Below are 20,352 nucleotides of genomic sequence, written 5' to 3'. Positions count from 1 at the left end.
TTCTTCTCTAATCGCAAATTTTATATAAAATCAGCGATCATAATCGCAAAATTTATATGAATTTTGCGATTATATTGTTTTTTCAAGGGTTGACATCAACTTCTCTAAGTAAACTTGATCAGTTTCATTGAAGTCAGCAAGTTTATCCGAATCAATATCCAAAACGCCAGCAACTTCGCCATTTAAAGAAAAGGGAAGGACAATTTCTGATTTGGAAGCAGAACTACAAGCAATATGTCCTGGGAATGCATCTACATCTGGTACAAGCTGTGTCTTATTTTCTTTCCAAGCAGTACCACAAACACCTTTTCCGTGATTGATCCGGGTACAGGCGATAGGCCCTTGAAATGGTCCCAAGACCAATTGATTGTCTTTGACGAGATAGAAACCAACCCAAAAAAAGCCAAAAGACTCCTTTAGTACGGCTGAGATATTTGCCAGATTTGCGATCAAATCTTTTTCTCCGCTAATCAATGCCTCAATTTGAGGAAGTATTGCCTCATATTTTCCTTCTTTTGAAGCTGTTTCCGGTATAAATAGTGATTCTGCCATTTCTTATATTTTCTTTTTTATTTGATCCATACTTTCAATTCGTCCCCCAAAATCTCTGATTTATGAATCAGTTTCCCTTGGATTCTTGGAGCAGGAATGCCCTTTTCAAAATTGATTTGCCCAGTAAACACTCGAGCTTCGTCCCAAAGTTCAGCATCTATTAATTTTTGAAGTAAAAATGTCCCGCCTTCTACGATTACACTTTGAATTTTACGTTGATAGAGGGCTTGCAATAAATTTTCCAAAGAAAAGTCAGGATCTAATTTGACATATTCTAAGTTTTTGGAAATTTCGTTTTTGACTAAATTCAAACAAATGGTACTCTGACTTTGATCGAAAAGTGCAAGTTCCTGACTGAGTTGCAACATGCGGTCGATCACAATTCTTATCGGATTCTTTCCAACCCAATCTCTCACATCTAGTTTTGGATTATCATATCTTGCGGTATTTGTTCCTACCATGATAGCATCTTCCTCAGTTCTCCAGCGGTGTACCAGTTGTCGGCTGTAAGCATTGCTGATCCATTTGGAATCATAATTTTCTCTTGCAACAAAACCATCTTGAGTTTGTGCCCATTTCAGAATGATGTAAGGTCTTTGCTTTTCTATATAGGTAAAAAATCTTCTGTTTTGAAACCTCACTTCTGATTCTAAAATTCCTGAAATCACCTGGATACCTGCTTTTCTTAAAATCTCCATTCCTTTACCTCCAACCAATGGATTCGTATCCACTGCACCAATGACAACTTCTTTAACTCCTTTTTCGACCAGTAAATTGGCGCAAGGAGGAGTTTTTCCAAAATGCGCACAAGGTTCCAAAGTCACATAAACTGTGGCTTCATTTAGTATATTTTGGTCATTTACTTTCGAAATCGCATTAGGCTCAGCATGGGGTCCACCATAATATTCGTGATAGCCTTCAGCGATGACTTGATCCTGATGGACGATTACACAGCCAACCATTGGATTGGGACTTGTATTTCCCATTCCTAATTCTGCGAGCTCGATAGCTCTTCGCATGAATTTGATGTGATTTTCCAAGGTGAATTTTATTCTTCTTTTGGTCTAAGGGTAATATTTCCTAAAGGTGTGGTAATTTGAGGTTGAACAATCACTGTAGGAATTGTGTCAGCCAAATAATCATCATTTTTTGGAATGATATAAATCGTATAAATCCCTTCCAAACCTCTAAAAAGAAATTGACCTTGACCATTTCCTCTTAGGTTTACTCCTGTTGTCACCGTATCATTTTGCTGAATCGCATATAAAAAGGCATCCTGTGGAACAGGCCGTATACTACCAGAAATCTCACCTGTGTTTATTTTAGAAAATGCACTTAGCTTTGGATTAAATTCATAGCTTTCCAAAGGTTCTTCTGGAGCTTTCAATGAGCGAAGAAGATCAAAATCTATATAGATATCATGCGAAATACCTGGTCTTAGTTCGAAATTTGTATCGATTTCTAAACCAGACTTGTTGGCTTCTGGCAATTCTAAATTAATCCGTAATCCATCTTTTCTCAAATAATTTTCATTACCTAATCTAAGGGTTATTTTAGTTAATACTCCTACATCTACTGCGCTTCTTCCAACCAACACCTCTTGTCCAGCGATCAGTTGAGTGATGTCTACAAATTGAATGCCTGCTTCATAGGGTAAGAAAATAGTTGCAGGAGCATCTTCATTAGAGGGATTTGAAATCTGAACATCTACACCTAATACTTCCACCCAAAGTTCATCTATATCTGCAGGAGCATCCACGATAAAAATATTCAGCAAGGCATCGGATCGTTCTTCTGTGCCTGCACAAGAAAAAAGACTGAAAAGCAAGAAAGCAAGAATATGTATTTTTTTCACAGCTTAAAATTAAAGAAAGATTGTGGATTGTACGAAATTCTTAGAAATAAGGTCAAAAAAATAACCCGAGGAAAAATCCAAGGGTTATTTTTTCTAATGTTCATAATTTTATTATTCTCCACCTTCGCCATCATCTTCTGGTACAAGTTCTAACTCTACAGGTGAAACAGTTGTAACCTGTCCTAATACTGTAGTGATATTTTCTAAAGTATCAGCGAGGTATAATTCATTTGGTAAAATTGATAAGGTATAGTCACCTTCAACCAATCCGCGAATCATAAATGATCCATTTTCACTAGTAAAAGTACTTACTGAATCATCATTGATAATTGCAATTACTCTTACTGGAGTTGCTTCTAAAGGAGTGATTACACCTTCGATTGTTGCAGACTCTTCAGCAATTGCTCTTAACACTGGTTTTAAAATATATTGGCCAGAGTTGCCAGCTTTCACAATTGATTTTCCAGCATCAAAGTCAAGGACCAAATCATAGGAAATTCCAGCCATCAGAGGCTTATCAATTTTAATTTTCAAGCCACTTTGTTGTGCACTTGGTGTTTTCAAATCAATTCTTTGCTCCCCATGCATTAAGTAATTGTTTTCACCTAAAATCAATCTAATTTGAGAGATTTCTCCTGCGGGAACTTCTACTTCACCTAAATTCGCTGAATTTCCTCCAACCAACTCAAGTAGATTGATCATATTATCTTCAGATGCATCATTGCCAACGTTGATCCAAGCAGAACCATTATCTTCATTTTCGCCTTTAGGTAAAATCTCAACTCCAAGTACTTCCACCCAAACAGCATCATAATCAGCTGGAGCATCGACCAAGAATACATTTACTCTGGCATTTCCTTCTGCAATTCCATTTTCATCATCTGGATTACAAGAAAATGCAAACATTGATAGTGCTGCAAGGAACAACACATTCAAATTTTTGAGATAAGTTTTCATAATAATGTTGGTTAATTTTGTTTTCTTAAATCTACTTTTCCAATCACCGTGCCAATCTATTTTGCGATTATGAATTTTTGATGAAAGAGCGCAATCATTACTTGAATTTGTTGAATAGGTTGTATTTTTGGGAATGATGAAATGGGAAAAGTTATTAACTGCGGGTAGATTTGATCCAAAAAATATCAGGCAGCAACCTGAAAATCATTTTAGAAGCGAACCCGAAAGAGATTATGATAGAATCATTTTTTCAGCTCCTTTCAGGAATCTTCAAGATAAAACGCAAGTTTTTCCGCTTCCGGATCATGATTTTGTTCACACCAGGTTAACTCACAGTCTCGAAGTGTCTTCAGTCGGAAGGACATTGGGAAAAACAGCTGGAGAATTTCTAATTAATAAATACCCACATTTAAAAGATTCAAATATCAGTGCTGCAGATATAGGAGCGATAGTAGCTGCTGCGGCGTTGACTCATGATATTGGCAATCCTCCTTTTGGACATGCGGGAGAATCAGCGATTTCAGATTTTTTCAAATTTCACCCTTATGGCCAAGTTTGGCAGCGCTATACTACTCCAGAGCAATGGGCAGACCTTTGCAATTTTGAAGGTAATGCTCAAGGTTTTCGCATGTTGGTTTCAAAAAACAATGGTTTGAAGTTGTCTTATGCAACTTTAGCTGCTTTTACAAAATACCCTAGGCCAGCTCACATTTTTGAAAAAGAACGCAAACGAAGAAGTCAGAAAAAATTTGGGTTTTATTCAGATCAAGCGGAAGATTATAGACATTTAGGAGAAATACTAGGTATAGAAAAAGCTGAGAATGGATGCTATTTAAGGCATCCACTGGCGTTTTTGGTGGAGGCTGCGGATGATATTTGCTATAGTATTATAGATTTGGAAGATGGCTGTACATTAGGTCTAGTTACTCTAGATAAAACAATCGAGTTGCTAGCTTCTATTTTGAAGGAAAAATTTGATGCCGAGAAGTTAGAAACTTATCAAACTCAAACCCAAAAACTGGCAATTCTGAGAGCCATGGCAATCAATCAACTGATCCAAGAAACTGTACTAGCTTTTGAAGAAAATGAAGGGGCGATGCTTAAAGGAGAATTTGACCAGGCCTTAACAGAGATCATTCCTTCAGCCCAAGCCTTGGAGATCATATCCGATTTGTCTGTAAAAAAAATATACAGATCCAAACCTGTTCTTGAAAAAGAGGCGGCAGGTTTCCAAGTTTTGGAAGGACTTCTTGAGGTTTTTTCCAAAGCCTTGAATCATAAATTCTATCAAACAGATTTGTATTCTGGGCAAGATAAAAGTATTCTAAGATTGCTTCCCGAAGATTTTCCTTTGGAAGGGTGGGAGTCAAATGTCAACCCGTATCCCATGCTCCGTGTTTTGATGGACTTCATCTCTGGAATGACCGATAAATATGCACTTAATTTATACCGAAGAGTAAAAGGGATAGCATTACCTGGAGCATGATTAAAAGAGGGGGCTCAAAATTGCTAGGCTGTTTAGCGATTTTATGCGTTTTTTGCTAAATAGATTGGCAAAACAAAAATAGAACAAGAAGATGATCTCATGATTGATTTTTTCTTCAAACTTTTGTTTACAACCCAAACTGTTTCAAATGATGATCTAAATGCTTCCAGACAAATTTGCCCCAGTAAGTATGATTTAGCTTTCCAAATACTGGATGAGGCCCTTCCAGTTTATGATCCAAATGCCCAAACTTACTAAGGAGATGTTGAAATTTTGATTTTTCTACTTCGAAAGTTTTTTCATCTACTTTCCCCTTCACATCGAATCTTTTGGCACCCCTAGCACCTTTTGGGAAATCTTTTTTGACATGGAAAAAAATAAATTTATAGAATCGCTGCTTCAAGCTGGGAGGTAGATTTCTTGTTTTAGATGAAGTGCACAAATATCCCACTTGGGCAAGGGAGTTAAAGAATGCCTATGATTTTTATAAAGAGTTGAAAGTGGTATTTACCGGATCATCGGTGATTGATATGCTGAATTTGGATGTGGATTTAAGTAGGAGAGCAGTTTTATATTACCTTACAGGATTGTCATTCAGGGAATATTTAAATTTCACAAAGGACACTCAAATACCTATTTTTCCATTAAATGAAATATTATCAAATCACATAGATATAGCAAATTCCATTTTAGAGAAAGTCAACCCTTTACCTGAATTTGAAGACTATCTTAAATTTGGGTACTATCCGTTTTTTATAGAAGGAAAAAAAACATATCATTTAAGGATTGAACAAATCATTCGTTTGATTATAGAGACAGAGCTTCAGTTTATTGAGGGCATGGATATTCACAAGACCAAAAGAATACATCAGTTGTTAGGTTTGATTGCTCAAAGTGTCCCTTTCAAACCTAATGTTGCGAAGTTGAGCGAAAAAATAGGGATTCATCGAAATACACTGACTACCTATCTGCATTATTTGGAAAAAGCTAAGATCATCAACAGTCTTTTTGCAGAAGGTAAAAGCACAAGTGTTTTGCAAAAGCCAGACAAGATATTTTTGGAAAATACAAATATCAGCTATGCTTTAGCAGGTGCAAATTTAGATGCTGGAAATCTCCGAGAGACTTTTTTTTATTCCCAATTGGAAGAAAAACATGAGATAAGTCTTCCAAAAAAAGGAGATTTTTATATTGATGATAAGTTCACTATCGAAGTGGGTGGAAGAAACAAAAATGATTTTCAAATCAAAACCGAGGCCAATTCTTTTTTGGCAATAGCCGATTTACCTATTGGATCTTTTAATAGAATTCCGCTTTGGTTGTTTGGGTTTGTAAGGTGAAATCTTTTTGATTTGGTTGAGAAGAGATATTCTAATTTAAAATTAAAACCGATGATAAAAGTAAAAGCCAGTATTTGCTTAGGCTTATGCTTTGATTTTCTAAATTGTATATATTTTTAGTGATCATTCTTTCTAAGGTTTTATTTTTATATGACTTTTCAAGTAGATTTTATGTAAAAAAAAGAGTTTATTTAATTGGTATAAAAAAAACATGCCTGAAATAAAACTATAAGTTTGTTTCTTAATTTTTTTTTTTATTTCTTGTTTTCAATTTTATAAGTAGCTACTCTTTTAAAAGATAATTTTAACTATTCATTATTTAAATTTTATTTTATGAAAAATCATTTAAAATCTTTGAGTTACATTCTCGGAATCACATTTGTTTTCTTTTTAGGAGGCGGTATGTTTGGTTGTCAAAGTACAACAGAAGAAGAAATTCTTCCTAAATTAACAAACAATTCATTGGAATTGATTAATGGTACTTTGAAATTTCAAAGTCTAGAAGATTATGATCAAATTTTGGAAAATCAGAATACTAATGATATTCCAAATTTCCGAAGTTTTGGAAAAAGTATAGACTTAATTTTACATTCATCAGATCCTGACAAAAGAATAACAGAGAAGGTAAAAAATTATGTAGAAGAATTAGAAGGTACAATTTTACTGGATATTTTAGATGAAAATGGAATGTTTATAATTGAAGAATATCTTTATTATTTAGATTTTAACAGAGAGCTAGTTGCAGTTACTAATAATTTTAGCTTAAAAAATGATATTTTGGAAGGAAATTTTGAAGATTCCTCTATTAGGTTGTTTTCTTTTGAAGACGATGTTTTGGATCTTGTGTTAACAAATAAAACATCTACTATAAATAGATCCGAAATTGATGCTAGAATTTTAAATTACAATCCTAATGCTCCTACTATTATAGACGGATGTGGATGGGATAAATGTAGTAACAATGGAGATTCACAACAAAATATTGAAGGAATAACTTCAAATGGTAGCAATTTTACATATAGACTTGAAGCAAAACATGTCTATCAAGCAGTTGGTGTTTATTTTAGATTATTTTCTGAAGCTAAGCATATGCGTAGACCAAGTGGCTCACCACTCACTTGGAATAGTGAATCCACTACAATGTATGTTTACTATGAATATGAATACGATAGTCGAAAAAATAGTATTGGATTAAGATCTGGAAATAGCTATGCCTATGTGTTTTCTAATCAACTGAAACCAACTTACTATGAATCAAATAGAAGTTTAAGAAAGTTTAAATTGGAAACCCAGTATTACGTTGAAATCGGTGGTAATCATGGAACTCCTCTAGATGGCTCAATAGCATGGAATTTTAATTTGAAAAGAATTATCAAAGGTTATTAAAAGTTTATGAAAAAGATTGTTTTTATACTTTTCCTTTTTTTAACATCTGGAAAAATGATTTACAGTCAGAATATCAATATTGGAACTCGATTAGGAGGTTTTATCACAGGCTGGGAAAATACAGGTTCATTTATGACTCTTCAATCAAGAAGTACACGTATGTGGAGTTATAACATATATGGCAGACAAGAGATTTTAGATAATCTTTACTTGGGGATGGATCTTGGCTACAGTAGATCGACCGCAGAGCTTAATGTGATTGAACCAGAAAGAAATATTGCTAGAGGCAATGGCCCCACTTTGGGATTGTGGTCTATTGGACCAACTATCAGAAAGGATTTTCCTTTATCAAATGGGAAGTTGGGTTTTCATACTTCCCTATCTATTCCTTTAAATTATACAAGTTTTCGCAATTATGAATATAGCGGAAGCGAATTTAGGACAGTTGTTAGAGTCGGAGACAATCAACCAATTACAGATATTTATGTTTATGGGGAGGATCGAATCCAAAGAAGATTCAGTGTCTTTGTAAGACCAGAAGTTGGGGTATTTTATAATGTAAATGCAAGAGGAAGAATATCTTTTGATCTTTTGTGGGGAATCAATTCAGGCGGCCCTTTGGTGACGAGGGATTTTAATGAAATCATCTACGAGGGAGAGACTTTAAATAATAATTTACATAAATTTAATGGTCAATATTTCGCTTTTACAATTGGATATGAATATAAACTGTTTAAATAGTTTCTTACAGGCTATGAGTGAACAAATCCTTAAGTTGTATGTCATAAGTATATTTCAAAATTGATTTACTAAAAGAATATGAAAGAGGCTGTCAAAAAGAATTGGACAGCCTCTTTCTTTATCATTTTAACATGATTCAATAAGATAAATCTGTCAATACTTAAACTACAACCCAAACTGTTTCAAATGATGATCTAAATGCTTCCAGACGAATTTGCCCCAATAATTGTGACTTAGTGCTCCAAATATTGGGTGTTGAGCTTCCAGTTTACGATCCAAATCTCTGAATTTATTCAAAAGATGAAGGAATTTTGATTTTTCTTCTTCAAAAGTTTTTTCATCTACTTTTCCCTTCACATCGAATCTTTTGGCACCTCTAGCACCTTTTGGGAAATCTTTTTTGACATGGAAAAAAATAAATTTATAGAATCGCTGCTTCATGCTGGGACTTTGGGTTGCTTTTGACGAAGCTAAAATCGCTGCATTGGCTAGGTTACAATGAACAAGCATCTCAGTAGGGTTCATCGAGCCCCAAAGTGATATTTGGTCTGCTTGCAGTCCATTCATTCGAGTTGAAATTTCTTCAATTGCTCCTTTTGAATAAATTGATTTCCCCATGTTTGCTGTGCTTTACTGCCATAATTTAAAGCTTTTCTACTTACTAGAAATCATTTTGGAAATATTAATCTGTACCAAAATCGAATTCTAAGATTATTTATCCCTAATCCTACAAAATATCTTAACTTTGCGCCTGCATTCCATTTTTGGAATTCCCGCATATCCAAAGGGATATGCTTTCCTTTTTTATAAAAGGAGAAGAATTTGAGAAGGGTGTTTTCTTCAATAATCATTGAATTTAGCACTTTTTTGAGTATCAAAAAATCATTCAAGACTAAGAGTAGAGTGGTTTTCAAAACAAACATCAAGGAATACTGTGAAAAAATATCAGGAGTTTAAGCAAGTAGATTATCCCAATATCGGGGAGAGCGTACTTCAGTACTGGAAGGAAAATGACATTTTTAACAAATCTGTAGTCAATAGAGAAGGGGCAGAGACTTTTACATTTTTTGAAGGACCGCCATCAGCCAATGGTACACCGGGTATTCACCATGTGATGGCGCGGACGCTCAAAGATATTTTCTGTAGATACAAGACACTCAAAGGTTTTCAGGTAAAAAGAAAAGGTGGTTGGGATACCCATGGCCTTCCTGTCGAACTTCAAGTTGAAAAGGAACTTGGGATAACTAAAGAGGATATCGGAAAAAAAATCTCCGTGGAGGAATACAATCGCAAATGCCGTGAGACTGTTATGCGATTCAAGGACGAATGGGATGATTTGACTGAAAAAATCGGCTATTGGGTTGATTTGGATGATCCATATATCACTTTTGATGCAAAATACATAGAGACACTTTGGCATTTGTTGAAAAGGCTTTATGATAAAGATTTACTTTATAAGGGTTACACAATTCAGCCTTATTCTCCTGCTGCTGGTACTGGTCTGAGCTCACATGAACTCAATCAGCCTGGTTGCTACAGAGATGTGAAAGATACTTCCATCACCGCTCAGTTTAAACTGAAAGGTGAAGAAAATACATACATTTTAGCCTGGACCACCACGCCTTGGACCTTGCCTTCTAACTCCGCTTTGGCAATTGGAGAAAAATTGGATTACGTGAAAGTGAGAACTTTCAATCCCTATACTTTTGAGCCACAACAAGTGATTTTAGCGAAAGCTAGAATTGGTTCTTACTTCAATGCAAAAGCAAAAGATTTAGCTATAGCTGATTATAAAGCTGGTGATAAATTGATTCCTTATGAAGTTGTCGAGGAGATGAAAGGTGCAGATTTGCTTGGCTTGGAATATGAACAAATTTTTCCAATAGCTGACTTGACACTTCCAAATCCTGCGTTTACGGTAATATCTGGAGATTATGTGACTACTGAAGATGGTACAGGAATCGTCCATCTCGCAAAAGCTTTTGGTGCAGACGATTTTAGAACTTTGGTTCAGAATAATATTCCTGGAGTATTTGTGCAGGACGAAAAAGGCAATGAAATCCCTGTAGTCGATAAGCAGGGTAAATTCTTGCCAGTGGTAGGAAAATACCTCGCTGCCAAAATGAAGGAGCATGGAATCACAGCTCATAAAGAGTTTGGTGAAGATGATTTCTTTGTAAAAAATTACACCAATGATGATGAAGATAGCAAAGATTACAAAAATACGGACATCATCATCACCATTATTTTAAAGAATGAAAACAAGGCCTTCAAGGTCGAAAAATACGAACACAGCTATCCACATTGCTGGAGAACTGACAAGCCCATCCTCTATTATCCTTTAGAAAGCTGGTTTATCAAAACCACTGCTTACAAGGATAGAATGGTAGAATTGAACAAGACGATCAACTGGAAGCCTGAGGCAACTGGAATCGGTCGTTTTGGGAATTGGTTGGAGAATTTGGTGGATTGGAACTTGAGTAGATCCAGATTCTGGGGAACTCCGCTTCCTATCTGGAGAACAAAAGATGGATCGGAAGAAATTTGCATCGGATCAATCGATGAATTGAAATCAGAAATCAAAAAATCCATTGAAGCTGGATTGATGGAATCTTCTCCAATCAATGAAGAAGAAATTGATTTGCATAGACCTTATGTAGATGATGTGATTTTACTTTCTCCTAAAGGCGTGGCTATGTACCGCGAACCTGATCTGATCGATGTTTGGTTTGATTCTGGAGCGATGCCTTATGCACAATGGCATTATCCTTTTGAGAACGAAGATATTTTCAATTCGAATTATCCAGCAGATTACATTGCCGAAGGAGTAGATCAAACTAGAGGTTGGTTCTTCACCTTACATGCTTTGGCTGTGATGTTATTTGATTCAGTTTCTTTCAAAAATGTCATTGCCAACGGATTGGTTTTGGATAAAAACGGTAATAAAATGTCTAAGAGATTGGGCAATGCTGTGGATCCATTCAAGACCTTAAAAGAATATGGGCCTGATGCTTTGCGTTGGTATATGCTCAGCAATGCAAATCCGTGGGATAATTTGAAATTTAGCTTGGAAGGTGTTGCAGAAGTGCAAAGAAGATTCTTTGGAACACTTCAGAATACATACAATTTCTTTGTCCTTTATGCGAATTTGGATCATTTTGTTTATGACAATAACAAGAGTATTCCTGTAGCCCAAAGAGCAGAGTTGGATCAGTGGATTATCTCAAAACTTCAAACTTTGATTTCAGAAGTTGAGAGTTCCATGGATAATTATGACGCTACCAAAGCGACAAGAGCGATCATGAATTTCACAGTAGATCAGTTGTCAAACTGGTATGTGAGATTGGCAAGAAAGAGATTCTGGAGAGGTGATTTGAACCCAGACAAGCAGGCTGCTTACGAGACTTTATACGAATGCTTGATGTCACTGAGTCAGTTGATGTCTTCTTTTGCACCGTTCTATTCAGATTGGATGTATAAAAATCTGACTGAGGCCACAGCAAATCCAATGGAGTCGATTCACTTGACTGATTGGAATAATGCTAACGAATCCTTGATCAACAAAGATTTGGAAGAAAGCATGGATTTAGCTCAAAGAATTTCATCTTTGGTTCATTCTTTAAGAAAAAATCCTAAGATCGGCATCAAAGTGAGACAACCTTTACAGAGAATTTTAATTCCTGTATTGAATGATAAAACAAAGGTTCAAATTCAGCATGTTGAAGAGCTTATCAAATCTGAGGTAAATATCAAGTCGGTAGAATATATTGATGATGCTTCTGATGTTTTGGTGAAAAGTGTAAAACCTAACTTACCTATTTTGGGTAAAAAGCTTGGGCCTAAAATGCGCTTTGTAGTAGCAGCTATCAATTCTTGGGGAAAGTCGGAGATTTCAGAAATCGAACGAAATGGCAAGATCAATGTGAATGTAGATGGGGAGTCATTAGAATTGCTTCTAGAAGAAGTTTTGATTAGCTCTCAGGATATTCCAGATTGGTCAGTAGCCTCAGATCAGGGATTGACGGTTGCTCTTGATGTGACTTTGACTGAAGAATTGAAGCAAGAAGGAATTGCTAGAGACTTGGTAAATAGAATCCAAAATCTAAGAAAAGATATGGGATTAGATGTTCAAGATAAAATTCACATTCAAGTAGCCAAACACGATGATTTGGTCAATGCTTCATTTGAAAACTTCGGAGGATATATAAAGACTGAGACACAAGCATTAAGTTTAGAAGTAATGGAATCTATCGCGGACTCTATTAAATTAGATATGGATGACTTTGAGTTGTCAGTTAAAGTTTCAAAGGCTAATTAATTAAAATATCAACCATACATAGGGGTTAAAATCAAAAAAAATCCTTAAATCTGTGGTTTTAATAGGAATACATGAAGTATCTAAAATATTTTGGGATAGCACTTGCAGTGATTATTCTAGATCAGGTGGTCAAATTATTGGTTCATTATCAAATGGATTTTGGAACCCCAGGTCAGATCAAGATTTTCGGGGATTGGTTCAAACTCCACTACACAACTAATCCAGGTATGGCATTTGGGATGAAATTACCTTTTGAATATGGTAAAATCATCTTGACTTCGTTCAGGTTGGTGGCCATGTTTGGGATTGGTTATTACCTCTATTATATCATTGATAAGAAGATGCATGTTGGTTATCTTATTTGCATTGCGATGATTTTAGGCGGTGCAATAGGAAATCTGATAGATAGCATTTTTTATGGCGTATTCTTAAATAATGCACCTTATGATGCCACTACACCATGGTTTCATGGACAAGTAGTAGATATGTTTTACATTGATATTTGGGAAGGATATATCCCTGAATGGGTACCTTTATGGGGAGGAAGTTATACTGCATTATGGCCAATTTTCAATATTGCTGATGCATCGATTTTTGCAGGAGTAGCGATTATATTAGTTTTCCAAAGCAAATTCTTCAAAGAGGAAGGCCTTGAAGGTGAAGATGAAATTCAAAAACAATTTATTGAAGAAAATAAAGAATAGCTTCTTCAACTAAAAAAGAGCCCTCAGAGTCATGCTTTGAGGGCTTTTTTTGTTTACAATAGGATCTTCAATTTTTTTCCTTTGAAAAAGTGTAATGGTTTACATTTTTTCATTCGAAAAAATGTGTTCTGATACATTTATTCCCTAGGAAAAGTTGATTTTTTAAATCTTTATCCATTAGATTTTGAAGAGTTTCTAATGGCTATGAATGAAGAAGACCTGATTGAATTAGTTAAGAATCGGGATTGGGCTTTGATCAATACTTTTAAGGAGAAATATATTGTGCTTTTGAAACAATATTACTTCGTGGGTGGAATGCCTGAAGCAGTTACAAATTATGTTCAATATGGAGATTTGAAGGAAGTTAGAAAAATTCAAAAGGGAATTTTGGCAGCTTATGAACAAGATTTTTCTAAGCACGCACCAGTCGAAATCATACCTAGAATTCGAATGCTATGGAATGCTATCCCTTCTCAATTAACAAAAGAAAATAAAAAATTCATCTATGGGCAAGTCAAACAAGGAGCTAGAACAAAGGACTTTGAATTGGCTTTGGCATGGCTTTATGATTCTGGATTAGTTCATCGGGTGAATAAAATTTCTAAACCGGGAATTCCATTGAAAGCTTATGAGAATATTAATTCCTTCATACTTTTTATGCTTGATATTGGACTTTTAGGAGCTTTGACGGACTTAGATTCCAAGTCAATTTTGGAAGGAAATCACCTCTTTGAAGAATTCAAAGGTGCTTTGACTGAACAATATGTTCTTCAGCAATTTCTGGCAAGAAATATTCATCCGTTCTATTGGTCTACAGAAAAATCGACAGCGGAAATTGATTTTATAATTCAATTAGATGGTAAAGTTTATCCGGTTGAGGTCAAAGCAGAAGAAAATTTGAAAGCAAAAAGTCTCAAAGTTTTTTCTGAGAAATATAAAATTCCAGTCTCCATTCGAACATCAATGTCAGGATATAGAAAAGAAGATTGGCTGGTAAATATTCCACTTTATGCTATTGGTTTTCTAAATCATGAAAACACATTTTATTAATGTTTGCTACAAAGAAAATATTGACTTAATTCGCCACATGGAATTTGACGGGATTTTAGAAAGTTTCCAACAAGGGATAGCAGAGATGTCATTGCTGGAAGCTTTTGCAGTATTTTTTGGAATTGCAAGTGTTTTTTATTCTATCAAAAAGAATATTTGGGTATTTCCTACAGGAATGATCAGCACCTTGATCTATGTTTATATTTGTCTGAAATATAAGCTTTATGCAGATATGGGAATCAACGCTTATTATTTCGGCATGTCTATTTATGGCTGGTATTTGTGGAGTAGGCCAAGTGGTTTTGAAGCTGAGTTGCCCGTTACATGGCTAAGCCAAAGGGGTATTCTCAAATCTATAGCTTTATTTTTTGTCTCCTATGGGCTGCTTTATTTTATTTTAGCCAATTTTACAGATAGCGATGTCCCTTATTGGGATTCATTTACTACTTCCTCAGCCTTTGTCGGGATGTGGCTGATGGCCAAAAAGAAAGTGGAAAACTGGATTGCTTGGATAATAACGGACCTTGTTTCTATTCCCTTGTATTTCTATAAAGGTCTGATGCTGACATCTTTTCAATTTGTGTTTTTTACTGTGTTGGCTTTTATAGGTTTATTTTCTTGGATTAAGTCAGTGAAGCAATCTTCAAATGGAAATTAAAAAAATTGTAATTATCGGACCCGAATCTACAGGGAAAAGTACGCTTTCTCAAGCCTTAGCAGCTGCTTACAATGAACCTTGGGTGCATGAATATGCAAGGCAGTTTATCGAAAATTTGAATCGCCCTTATGAATTTGATGATTTACTTCAAATCGCAAAAGGGCAGATTTATGCCGAAGATTCTGCCTTGAAAAATGCCAAGAAGTATCTTTTTATTGATACCGATTTGCAAGTAATAGATGTCTGGAGTAATCATAGATTCGGAAAAACAGACCCTTGGATTCTGGAACAAATAAAGCATAGAAAATATGATTTGTACCTTTTGACGAATGTGGACATTCCTTGGGAGGAAGACCCCCAAAGAGAGCATCCTGATCCAGAAATGCGTAATTACTTTTTTGATCTTTATCATAATTTACTTCAAAAATCAAAAGTGCCTTTTGAAATAATCCAAGGGAATTATATTGATCGGTTTGTGGCAGCTATGAAAGCCTTGAAAAATAATGGCTTGTAAAAACCTCAAATGGACTGTTAAAAATCCTTAAATGCAACAGCCTCAAGAAGATGATATTTGTCAGTTTTTTATTTTCTAAATTTTTTTGATGTACCTTTATAGCAGAATGTCTGATAATCACCCAGCGATTTTGCATTCTGATTATTAATTTCATTAAAAACATTATTATGCGTCCGCCTAGATTCAGTGCCGCATCCTCTTTCCATTCAGATTTAAAATTGAGGATCAAAAATTACTTTACAGAAAAAAATCTCAACCAAACAGGAAATTTCTCTCTTTACTTCAAAGCCATTCTGCTGGTTTGTGCTTACATAGCAACTTATGTAACGCTTATATTCTTCACACCACACTGGGCTATTGCCTTGGTTGGCTGTGTGCTTTTAGGAGCCTTGGCTTCAACCATCGGTTTCAACGTGATGCATGATGGTGCACATGGTAGCTTTAGTAAGAAAAATTGGGTCAATGAACTCGCTGGAGTTTCAATCAATTTTTTAGGAGCGAATGTATTCATGTGGAAAACCAAACATAATGTAGTTCATCACTCTTTTACCAATATAGATGAAGTAGATGACGATATGAATGCAAGACCTTTCTTGAGACTTTGCCCAAATCAAAAATTTCATCGTATCCATAAGTATCAACATAAATACTTCTTATTCGTCTACTCACTGCTGTACTTGTATTGGATTTTTGTGACGGATTACAAAAAATATGCAACCAAAAAAGTGGGAATTGTCCCAATTCAGAAAATGACTGTTGGAGACCACTTGTCTTTCTGGGGTTTCAAACTGCTTCATATCATACTATTTGTAGCAATTCCACTTTATATGCTTGGATTTACACCTTGGTTGATAGGATTTTTGGTTTATGGGATTTCAACAGGAATTCTCTTAAGTGTTGTATTCCAGTTAGCACATGCTGTCGAAGAAGCCTCTTTCCCAATGCCAAATATAGAAACCAACAAATTGGAAGATGATTGGGCAATCCATCAGTTAAAAACTACTTCAAACTTTGCCACCAATAACAAAGTACTTTCCTGGTTAGTTGGTGGGTTAAATTTTCAAGTTGAGCACCATTTATTTCCAAATATCTCTCACGTTCACTATCCGGCGATAAGCAAGATCATAAAAGAAACTTGTAGAGAATATGGAATCCCATACTTGGAGCATCCAAAACTCAGTATGGCATTTACCTCTCATGTCAATCATTTGAGAAATTTAGGTAATAACCAATAAACACAAAAGTCTTAATTTTTCCCGCTGTTCAGTTTTGAGCAGCGGGTTTTTTTATTTTCAGCATTTTTGGATATTAAGCTTTTCCACCTACATTTGCAGCATAGATCATTAGGGGTGCCTTAAAATATCAGGCTGAGATCATACCCACAATACCTGATCCGGGTAGTGCCGGCGAAGGGAAATGAGTAACCAATGAAAATAGAGCAGTCAAGTTTTCTTTGAAAACTTTGGATTAGTCCATAAAGCTTAGACTTTGCGCATGCATGCAATTCTGCTGTATTTGACTTGGAAACGGGTAAACAAAATGAAGAAAATCATCCCCTTGGTTTTCCGATGTTTAACCAGCCGGTTTTCGGCAAAGTAATTAAATCAAATGAAACAATTAGGATTTACACTGGCACTGCTGCTGGTGTGTTTTGTTGCAACAGCACAGAACAAGATTAATGGAACTGTAAAGGATGCCTCAACGGGAGAATTACTGGCTGGGACCAATGTGCTTTTAGAAGGAACTGGAAGAGGATCAACCACAGATATTTCTGGAAACTTTGAGATTAGAAATATACCTCAAGGAACTTATGATTTGAGAGTGTCTTTTTTAGGTTACACAACACAAACTTTAAAAATCACTGTTCCAAATACTGAGGAAATCAATATCTCTTTGGAACAAAGCAGTATTTTCACTGAAGAATTTGTTGTGAATGGAACAAGAGCTTCAGACGTGACTCCAACAACTTTTCAAAACATCAAAAAGGAAGAAATAGCCAAGTTGAATCTTGGGCAGGATATTCCGATGTTGTTGAATTATACGCCATCTGTGGTGAGTTTTTCGGACGCAGGAGCCGGAGTAGGCTATACTGGGCTAAGGATTAGAGGTTCAGATCAGACACGAATCAACGTGACAGTCAATGGTATTCCGATGAACGACGCAGAATCACATGGAGTGTTTTGGGTAAATATGCCTGATTTTGCATCTTCTGTTGATAATATGCAAATTCAAAGAGGTGTCGGTACATCCACTAATGGAGCAGCCACCTTTGGTGCCAGTATTAACATTCAGACAGATACGCGTCAGGATGAAGCTTATGGAGAAATAGACAATTCTTTTGGGTCTTTTAATACCAGGAGACACACGGTAAAGGCAGGAACTGGGCTATTGAATAATCGATGGGCTTTTGATGCCAGATTATCTCAAATCACATCTGATGGTTATATGGATCGCGCTTCATCTAATCTCAAATCTTATTTCCTAACAGGTGGGTATTATGGTGAAAATCATGTTTTCAAACTGAACGTCTTTTCTGGCGCTGAAAAAACCTATCAAGCGTGGGAAGGTGTACCCGAAGCGCTTTTAGAAACAAATCGGACATTCAATCTCTATACTTATGATAACCAAACTGATAATTATCAGCAGGATCATTATCAGTTTATTTACACAGGAAAAATTAACCAAAATTGGAAGGCAAATGGAGCTTTGCATTATACTTATGGACGTGGTTATTACGAACAATTTAGAGAAAATGATAGGTTGAGTAGTTATGATCTTTCTCCTGTTATTATCGGAGGAGAAAGTATCTCTAGAATGGATATTATTCGCAGAAGATGGTTAGATAATGATTTCTTTGGTGGTGTTTTCTCGCTGAATTATATTTCAAATGATGCCAGACTTGATGCTGTCCTGGGTGGAGGCATCAATCGTTATGATGGAGATCATTTTGGAGAAATTATCTGGATGCAATATGCAGATAATGTCAATATTAGAGACAGATACTATGATAACAATGCAGTCAAAGATGATAGAAATGTCTATTTAAAAGGTACATACGAAGCTTCAGAAGGGCTATTTCTTTTTGGTGATTTGCAATATAGAGGAGTGGATTATCGCTTTGATGGTTTAAATAATGACCTGAGAAATGTCTCAGGAAATGTTAGCTATAATTTCTTTAATCCTAAATTCGGACTGACTTATCAAACTAGTTCTGGGAATTCGTTATACGCATCTTATGCAGTGGCAAATAGGGAGCCTGTAAGGAGGGATTTTACTGATTCACCTATTGTAGATCGAGCACCTCAAGCTGAGAATCTTCAAAATATAGAAGCAGGAATCAAAGCCAATACAAGCAAGTATGCTTATAATGTGAATTTCTACTACATGAATTACAATAATCAACTTGTCTTAACGGGTCAGTTGAATGATGTGGGTGCTTATGTGAGGGATAATGTCGCAAATTCTTATCGAGCTGGGATTGAAATAGATGGGGCATATAACTTCTCTCCTCAATTTACATTTGGTGGTAATTTGGCTATAAGTAGAAACAAAATTTCAGAATTTACGGAGTATATAGACGACTACTCTGCTGCAGAATTTTTCCAAGAAGAAATAACTTACACTGATACAGACATTGCTTTTTCACCAAATGTAGTTGCTTCAGCGATTTTGGATTACAAACCAATCAAAAACTTCGAAATAAGCTTGCTAAACAAATATGTTGGTAGTCAATACATGGATAATACCATGAATGATAATCGCATGCTAGATGCATTTTGGACCACAGATTTAAGATTGAATTATGCCTTGAGACCACGCTTTGTGAAAAATATGGAATTCACTTTGATGGTTTACAACATCTTTAATAAACTGTATGAACCAAATGGATACACTTTCTCATACTTCCTTCCTGGAGAAGGAGGGGCAGGAAGAGAATTAACCACGGAGAATTTCTATTACCCAATGGCTGGAACAAACTTTCTGGCTGGAGTAAAAATGAGATTTTAAATAAATTTCAAGTTTTATTAAGCATAAAAGCATCTTCGATTTCGGGGGTGCTTTTTTTGTGAAACGCTAGAAGCGACACGACTATTCTACCAAACTGCATGAAACTCAAGAATCAAAAAATATTTAATAGATAGCAAGACAAAGAAACTTCCAAAGGTTATCAATTCTTTTTAGATCCATGAAGTTATTCGGGTTTGTTGATCAAGCGGTAGAAGTCTTTTATTGGGATTCTTAAGGCATCTCTTTCCTTTTCATCGATCAAAATAGGAATCCAATCCTCGTCTATCAATATCTCAAAATAGGTATTTTCTTCCAACAAGGGATAAAGTTTCTCCACAAATTCAAAATGTGCAATCTTATCTCCTGTAACAAATTTTATTGTATCAGTCTGCGTACCAGATTGTACTCTTAGGGAGAAAGAACTTAAATCTTTCGATGACTCAACATAGATGTATGCTTCATCTTTTACTCTATTGATTAAAATTGAAAGATTGAGGAGCGGATGATCTGCCTCTTGAACTCGCTTTCCGTACCGATACACGGACATTTTTGCATCATCTCTGCCCTCGAGGTCATAATATAAGCCTCTGACATTTTTGAAATACAAGCGTTCTGCATCGGTTATGCTCAGAATGGATGTTTCCTTCCCAGAATTATTTGCTCTCTTTTCATTAAAAAATGATAATAGAAAAACGAATGCCAAAGATCCAATTCCAAAAATCTTAATGATTTTGAGCATTTCTGGGGTTAAGGAATCACTTTTAGACATGTGGTAAAGAGATT

Annotated in this window: 18 protein-coding genes and 1 riboswitch; of the genes, 11 read left to right on the top strand and 7 right to left on the bottom strand. The window is 35.5% G+C overall.

What is annotated here, in order from left to right:
* Positions 1–69: 69 nt before the first annotated feature.
* From BELBA_RS03085 to BELBA_RS03070, 4 genes are all read right to left on the bottom strand, one after another.
* Complete coding sequence (locus BELBA_RS03085; RefSeq protein WP_014771293.1) at positions 70–552, bottom strand: GAF domain-containing protein; 483 nt, start codon at positions 550–552, stop codon at positions 70–72.
* 17 nt (positions 553–569) lie between these two features.
* On the bottom strand, positions 570–1,592 hold the full coding sequence (gene ribD / locus BELBA_RS03080) for a bifunctional diaminohydroxyphosphoribosylaminopyrimidine deaminase/5-amino-6-(5-phosphoribosylamino)uracil reductase RibD (protein WP_014771292.1): 1,023 nt from the start codon (positions 1,590–1,592) through the stop codon (positions 570–572).
* Positions 1,593–1,600: 8 nt separating this feature from the next.
* Positions 1,601–2,407 carry a DUF4382 domain-containing protein gene (locus BELBA_RS03075; protein ID WP_014771291.1) on the bottom strand — a complete coding sequence of 269 codons (807 nt, stop codon included), beginning with the start codon at positions 2,405–2,407 and terminating at the stop codon, positions 1,601–1,603.
* 111 nt (positions 2,408–2,518) lie between these two features.
* The gene (locus BELBA_RS03070) at positions 2,519–3,364 is read right to left on the bottom strand and encodes a DUF4382 domain-containing protein (protein ID WP_014771290.1); all 846 of its coding nucleotides are present in this window, start codon (positions 3,362–3,364) and stop codon (positions 2,519–2,521) included.
* A gap of 133 nt (positions 3,365–3,497) precedes the next feature.
* Between BELBA_RS03070 and dgt the strand changes: the two genes are divergently transcribed.
* Complete coding sequence (gene dgt / locus BELBA_RS03065; RefSeq protein ID WP_014771289.1) at positions 3,498–4,850, top strand: dGTP triphosphohydrolase; 1,353 nt, start codon at positions 3,498–3,500, stop codon at positions 4,848–4,850.
* A gap of 127 nt (positions 4,851–4,977) precedes the next feature.
* Here dgt and BELBA_RS19005 read toward each other — a convergent pair whose 3' ends face one another.
* A complete protein-coding gene (locus BELBA_RS19005; protein ID WP_245531124.1) occupies positions 4,978–5,253 on the bottom strand; it encodes a DUF1569 domain-containing protein in 276 nt (91 codons plus the stop codon).
* Positions 5,254–5,284: 31 nt separating this feature from the next.
* Here BELBA_RS19005 and BELBA_RS03055 point away from each other — a divergent pair, with 31 nt between their 5' ends.
* From BELBA_RS03055 to BELBA_RS03045, 3 genes are all read left to right on the top strand, one after another.
* Positions 5,285–6,190, top strand: coding sequence for an AAA family ATPase (locus BELBA_RS03055; RefSeq protein ID WP_052307607.1), 906 nt, complete (start codon positions 5,285–5,287; stop codon positions 6,188–6,190).
* A gap of 333 nt (positions 6,191–6,523) precedes the next feature.
* Entirely contained in the window at positions 6,524–7,576 is a 1,053-nt protein-coding gene (locus tag BELBA_RS03050; protein ID WP_014771287.1) for a hypothetical protein, read from the top strand.
* Positions 7,577–7,582: 6 nt separating this feature from the next.
* Positions 7,583–8,317, top strand: a complete 735-nt coding sequence (locus tag BELBA_RS03045) for a hypothetical protein (protein ID WP_014771286.1) — start codon at positions 7,583–7,585, stop codon at positions 8,315–8,317.
* 165 nt (positions 8,318–8,482) lie between these two features.
* Here BELBA_RS03045 and BELBA_RS03040 read toward each other — a convergent pair whose 3' ends face one another.
* Positions 8,483–8,935 carry a DUF1569 domain-containing protein gene (locus BELBA_RS03040; protein ID WP_014771285.1) on the bottom strand — a complete coding sequence of 151 codons (453 nt, stop codon included), beginning with the start codon at positions 8,933–8,935 and terminating at the stop codon, positions 8,483–8,485.
* A gap of 316 nt (positions 8,936–9,251) precedes the next feature.
* On the opposite strand from BELBA_RS03040, the gene ileS reads away from it, so the two are divergent.
* From ileS to BELBA_RS03000, 7 genes are all read left to right on the top strand, one after another.
* On the top strand, positions 9,252–12,635 hold the full coding sequence (gene ileS, locus BELBA_RS03030) for an isoleucine--tRNA ligase (RefSeq protein WP_014771283.1): 3,384 nt from the start codon (positions 9,252–9,254) through the stop codon (positions 12,633–12,635).
* A 71-nt stretch (positions 12,636–12,706) separates the two neighbouring features.
* Positions 12,707–13,339: a lipoprotein signal peptidase gene (locus BELBA_RS03025; protein WP_014771282.1), complete on the top strand. Its 633-nt coding sequence runs from the start codon at positions 12,707–12,709 to the stop codon at positions 13,337–13,339.
* A 198-nt stretch (positions 13,340–13,537) separates the two neighbouring features.
* Positions 13,538–14,389, top strand: a complete 852-nt coding sequence (locus tag BELBA_RS03020; protein ID WP_052307606.1) for an ATP-binding protein — start codon at positions 13,538–13,540, stop codon at positions 14,387–14,389.
* 37 nt (positions 14,390–14,426) lie between these two features.
* Positions 14,427–15,047, top strand: a complete 621-nt coding sequence (pnuC, locus tag BELBA_RS03015) for a nicotinamide riboside transporter PnuC (RefSeq protein ID WP_041779494.1) — start codon at positions 14,427–14,429, stop codon at positions 15,045–15,047.
* The gene (locus BELBA_RS03010) at positions 15,037–15,561 is read left to right on the top strand and encodes an AAA family ATPase (protein WP_014771280.1); all 525 of its coding nucleotides are present in this window, start codon (positions 15,037–15,039) and stop codon (positions 15,559–15,561) included. Before pnuC ends, BELBA_RS03010 begins: the two co-directional genes overlap by 11 nt.
* Positions 15,562–15,728: 167 nt before the next feature.
* Positions 15,729–16,796, top strand: coding sequence for a fatty acid desaturase family protein (locus BELBA_RS03005; RefSeq protein ID WP_014771279.1), 1,068 nt, complete (start codon positions 15,729–15,731; stop codon positions 16,794–16,796).
* A gap of 100 nt (positions 16,797–16,896) precedes the next feature.
* A riboswitch (TPP riboswitch) is annotated at positions 16,897–16,993 on the top strand.
* Positions 16,994–17,169: 176 nt separating this feature from the next.
* Entirely contained in the window at positions 17,170–19,569 is a 2,400-nt protein-coding gene (locus BELBA_RS03000; protein ID WP_014771278.1) for a TonB-dependent receptor, read from the top strand.
* A gap of 184 nt (positions 19,570–19,753) precedes the next feature.
* Here the strand turns inward: BELBA_RS03000 and BELBA_RS02995 are convergent, their stop codons facing one another.
* A complete protein-coding gene (locus tag BELBA_RS02995; protein WP_014771277.1) occupies positions 19,754–20,338 on the bottom strand; it encodes a hypothetical protein in 585 nt (194 codons plus the stop codon).
* Positions 20,339–20,352 lie beyond the last annotated feature (14 nt).

Source organism: Belliella baltica DSM 15883, from assembly GCF_000265405.1.
In the GTDB taxonomy this organism is placed as follows: Bacteria; Bacteroidota; Bacteroidia; order Cytophagales; family Cyclobacteriaceae; genus Belliella; species Belliella baltica.
This window is presented reverse-complemented; position numbering and strand designations above follow the sequence as displayed.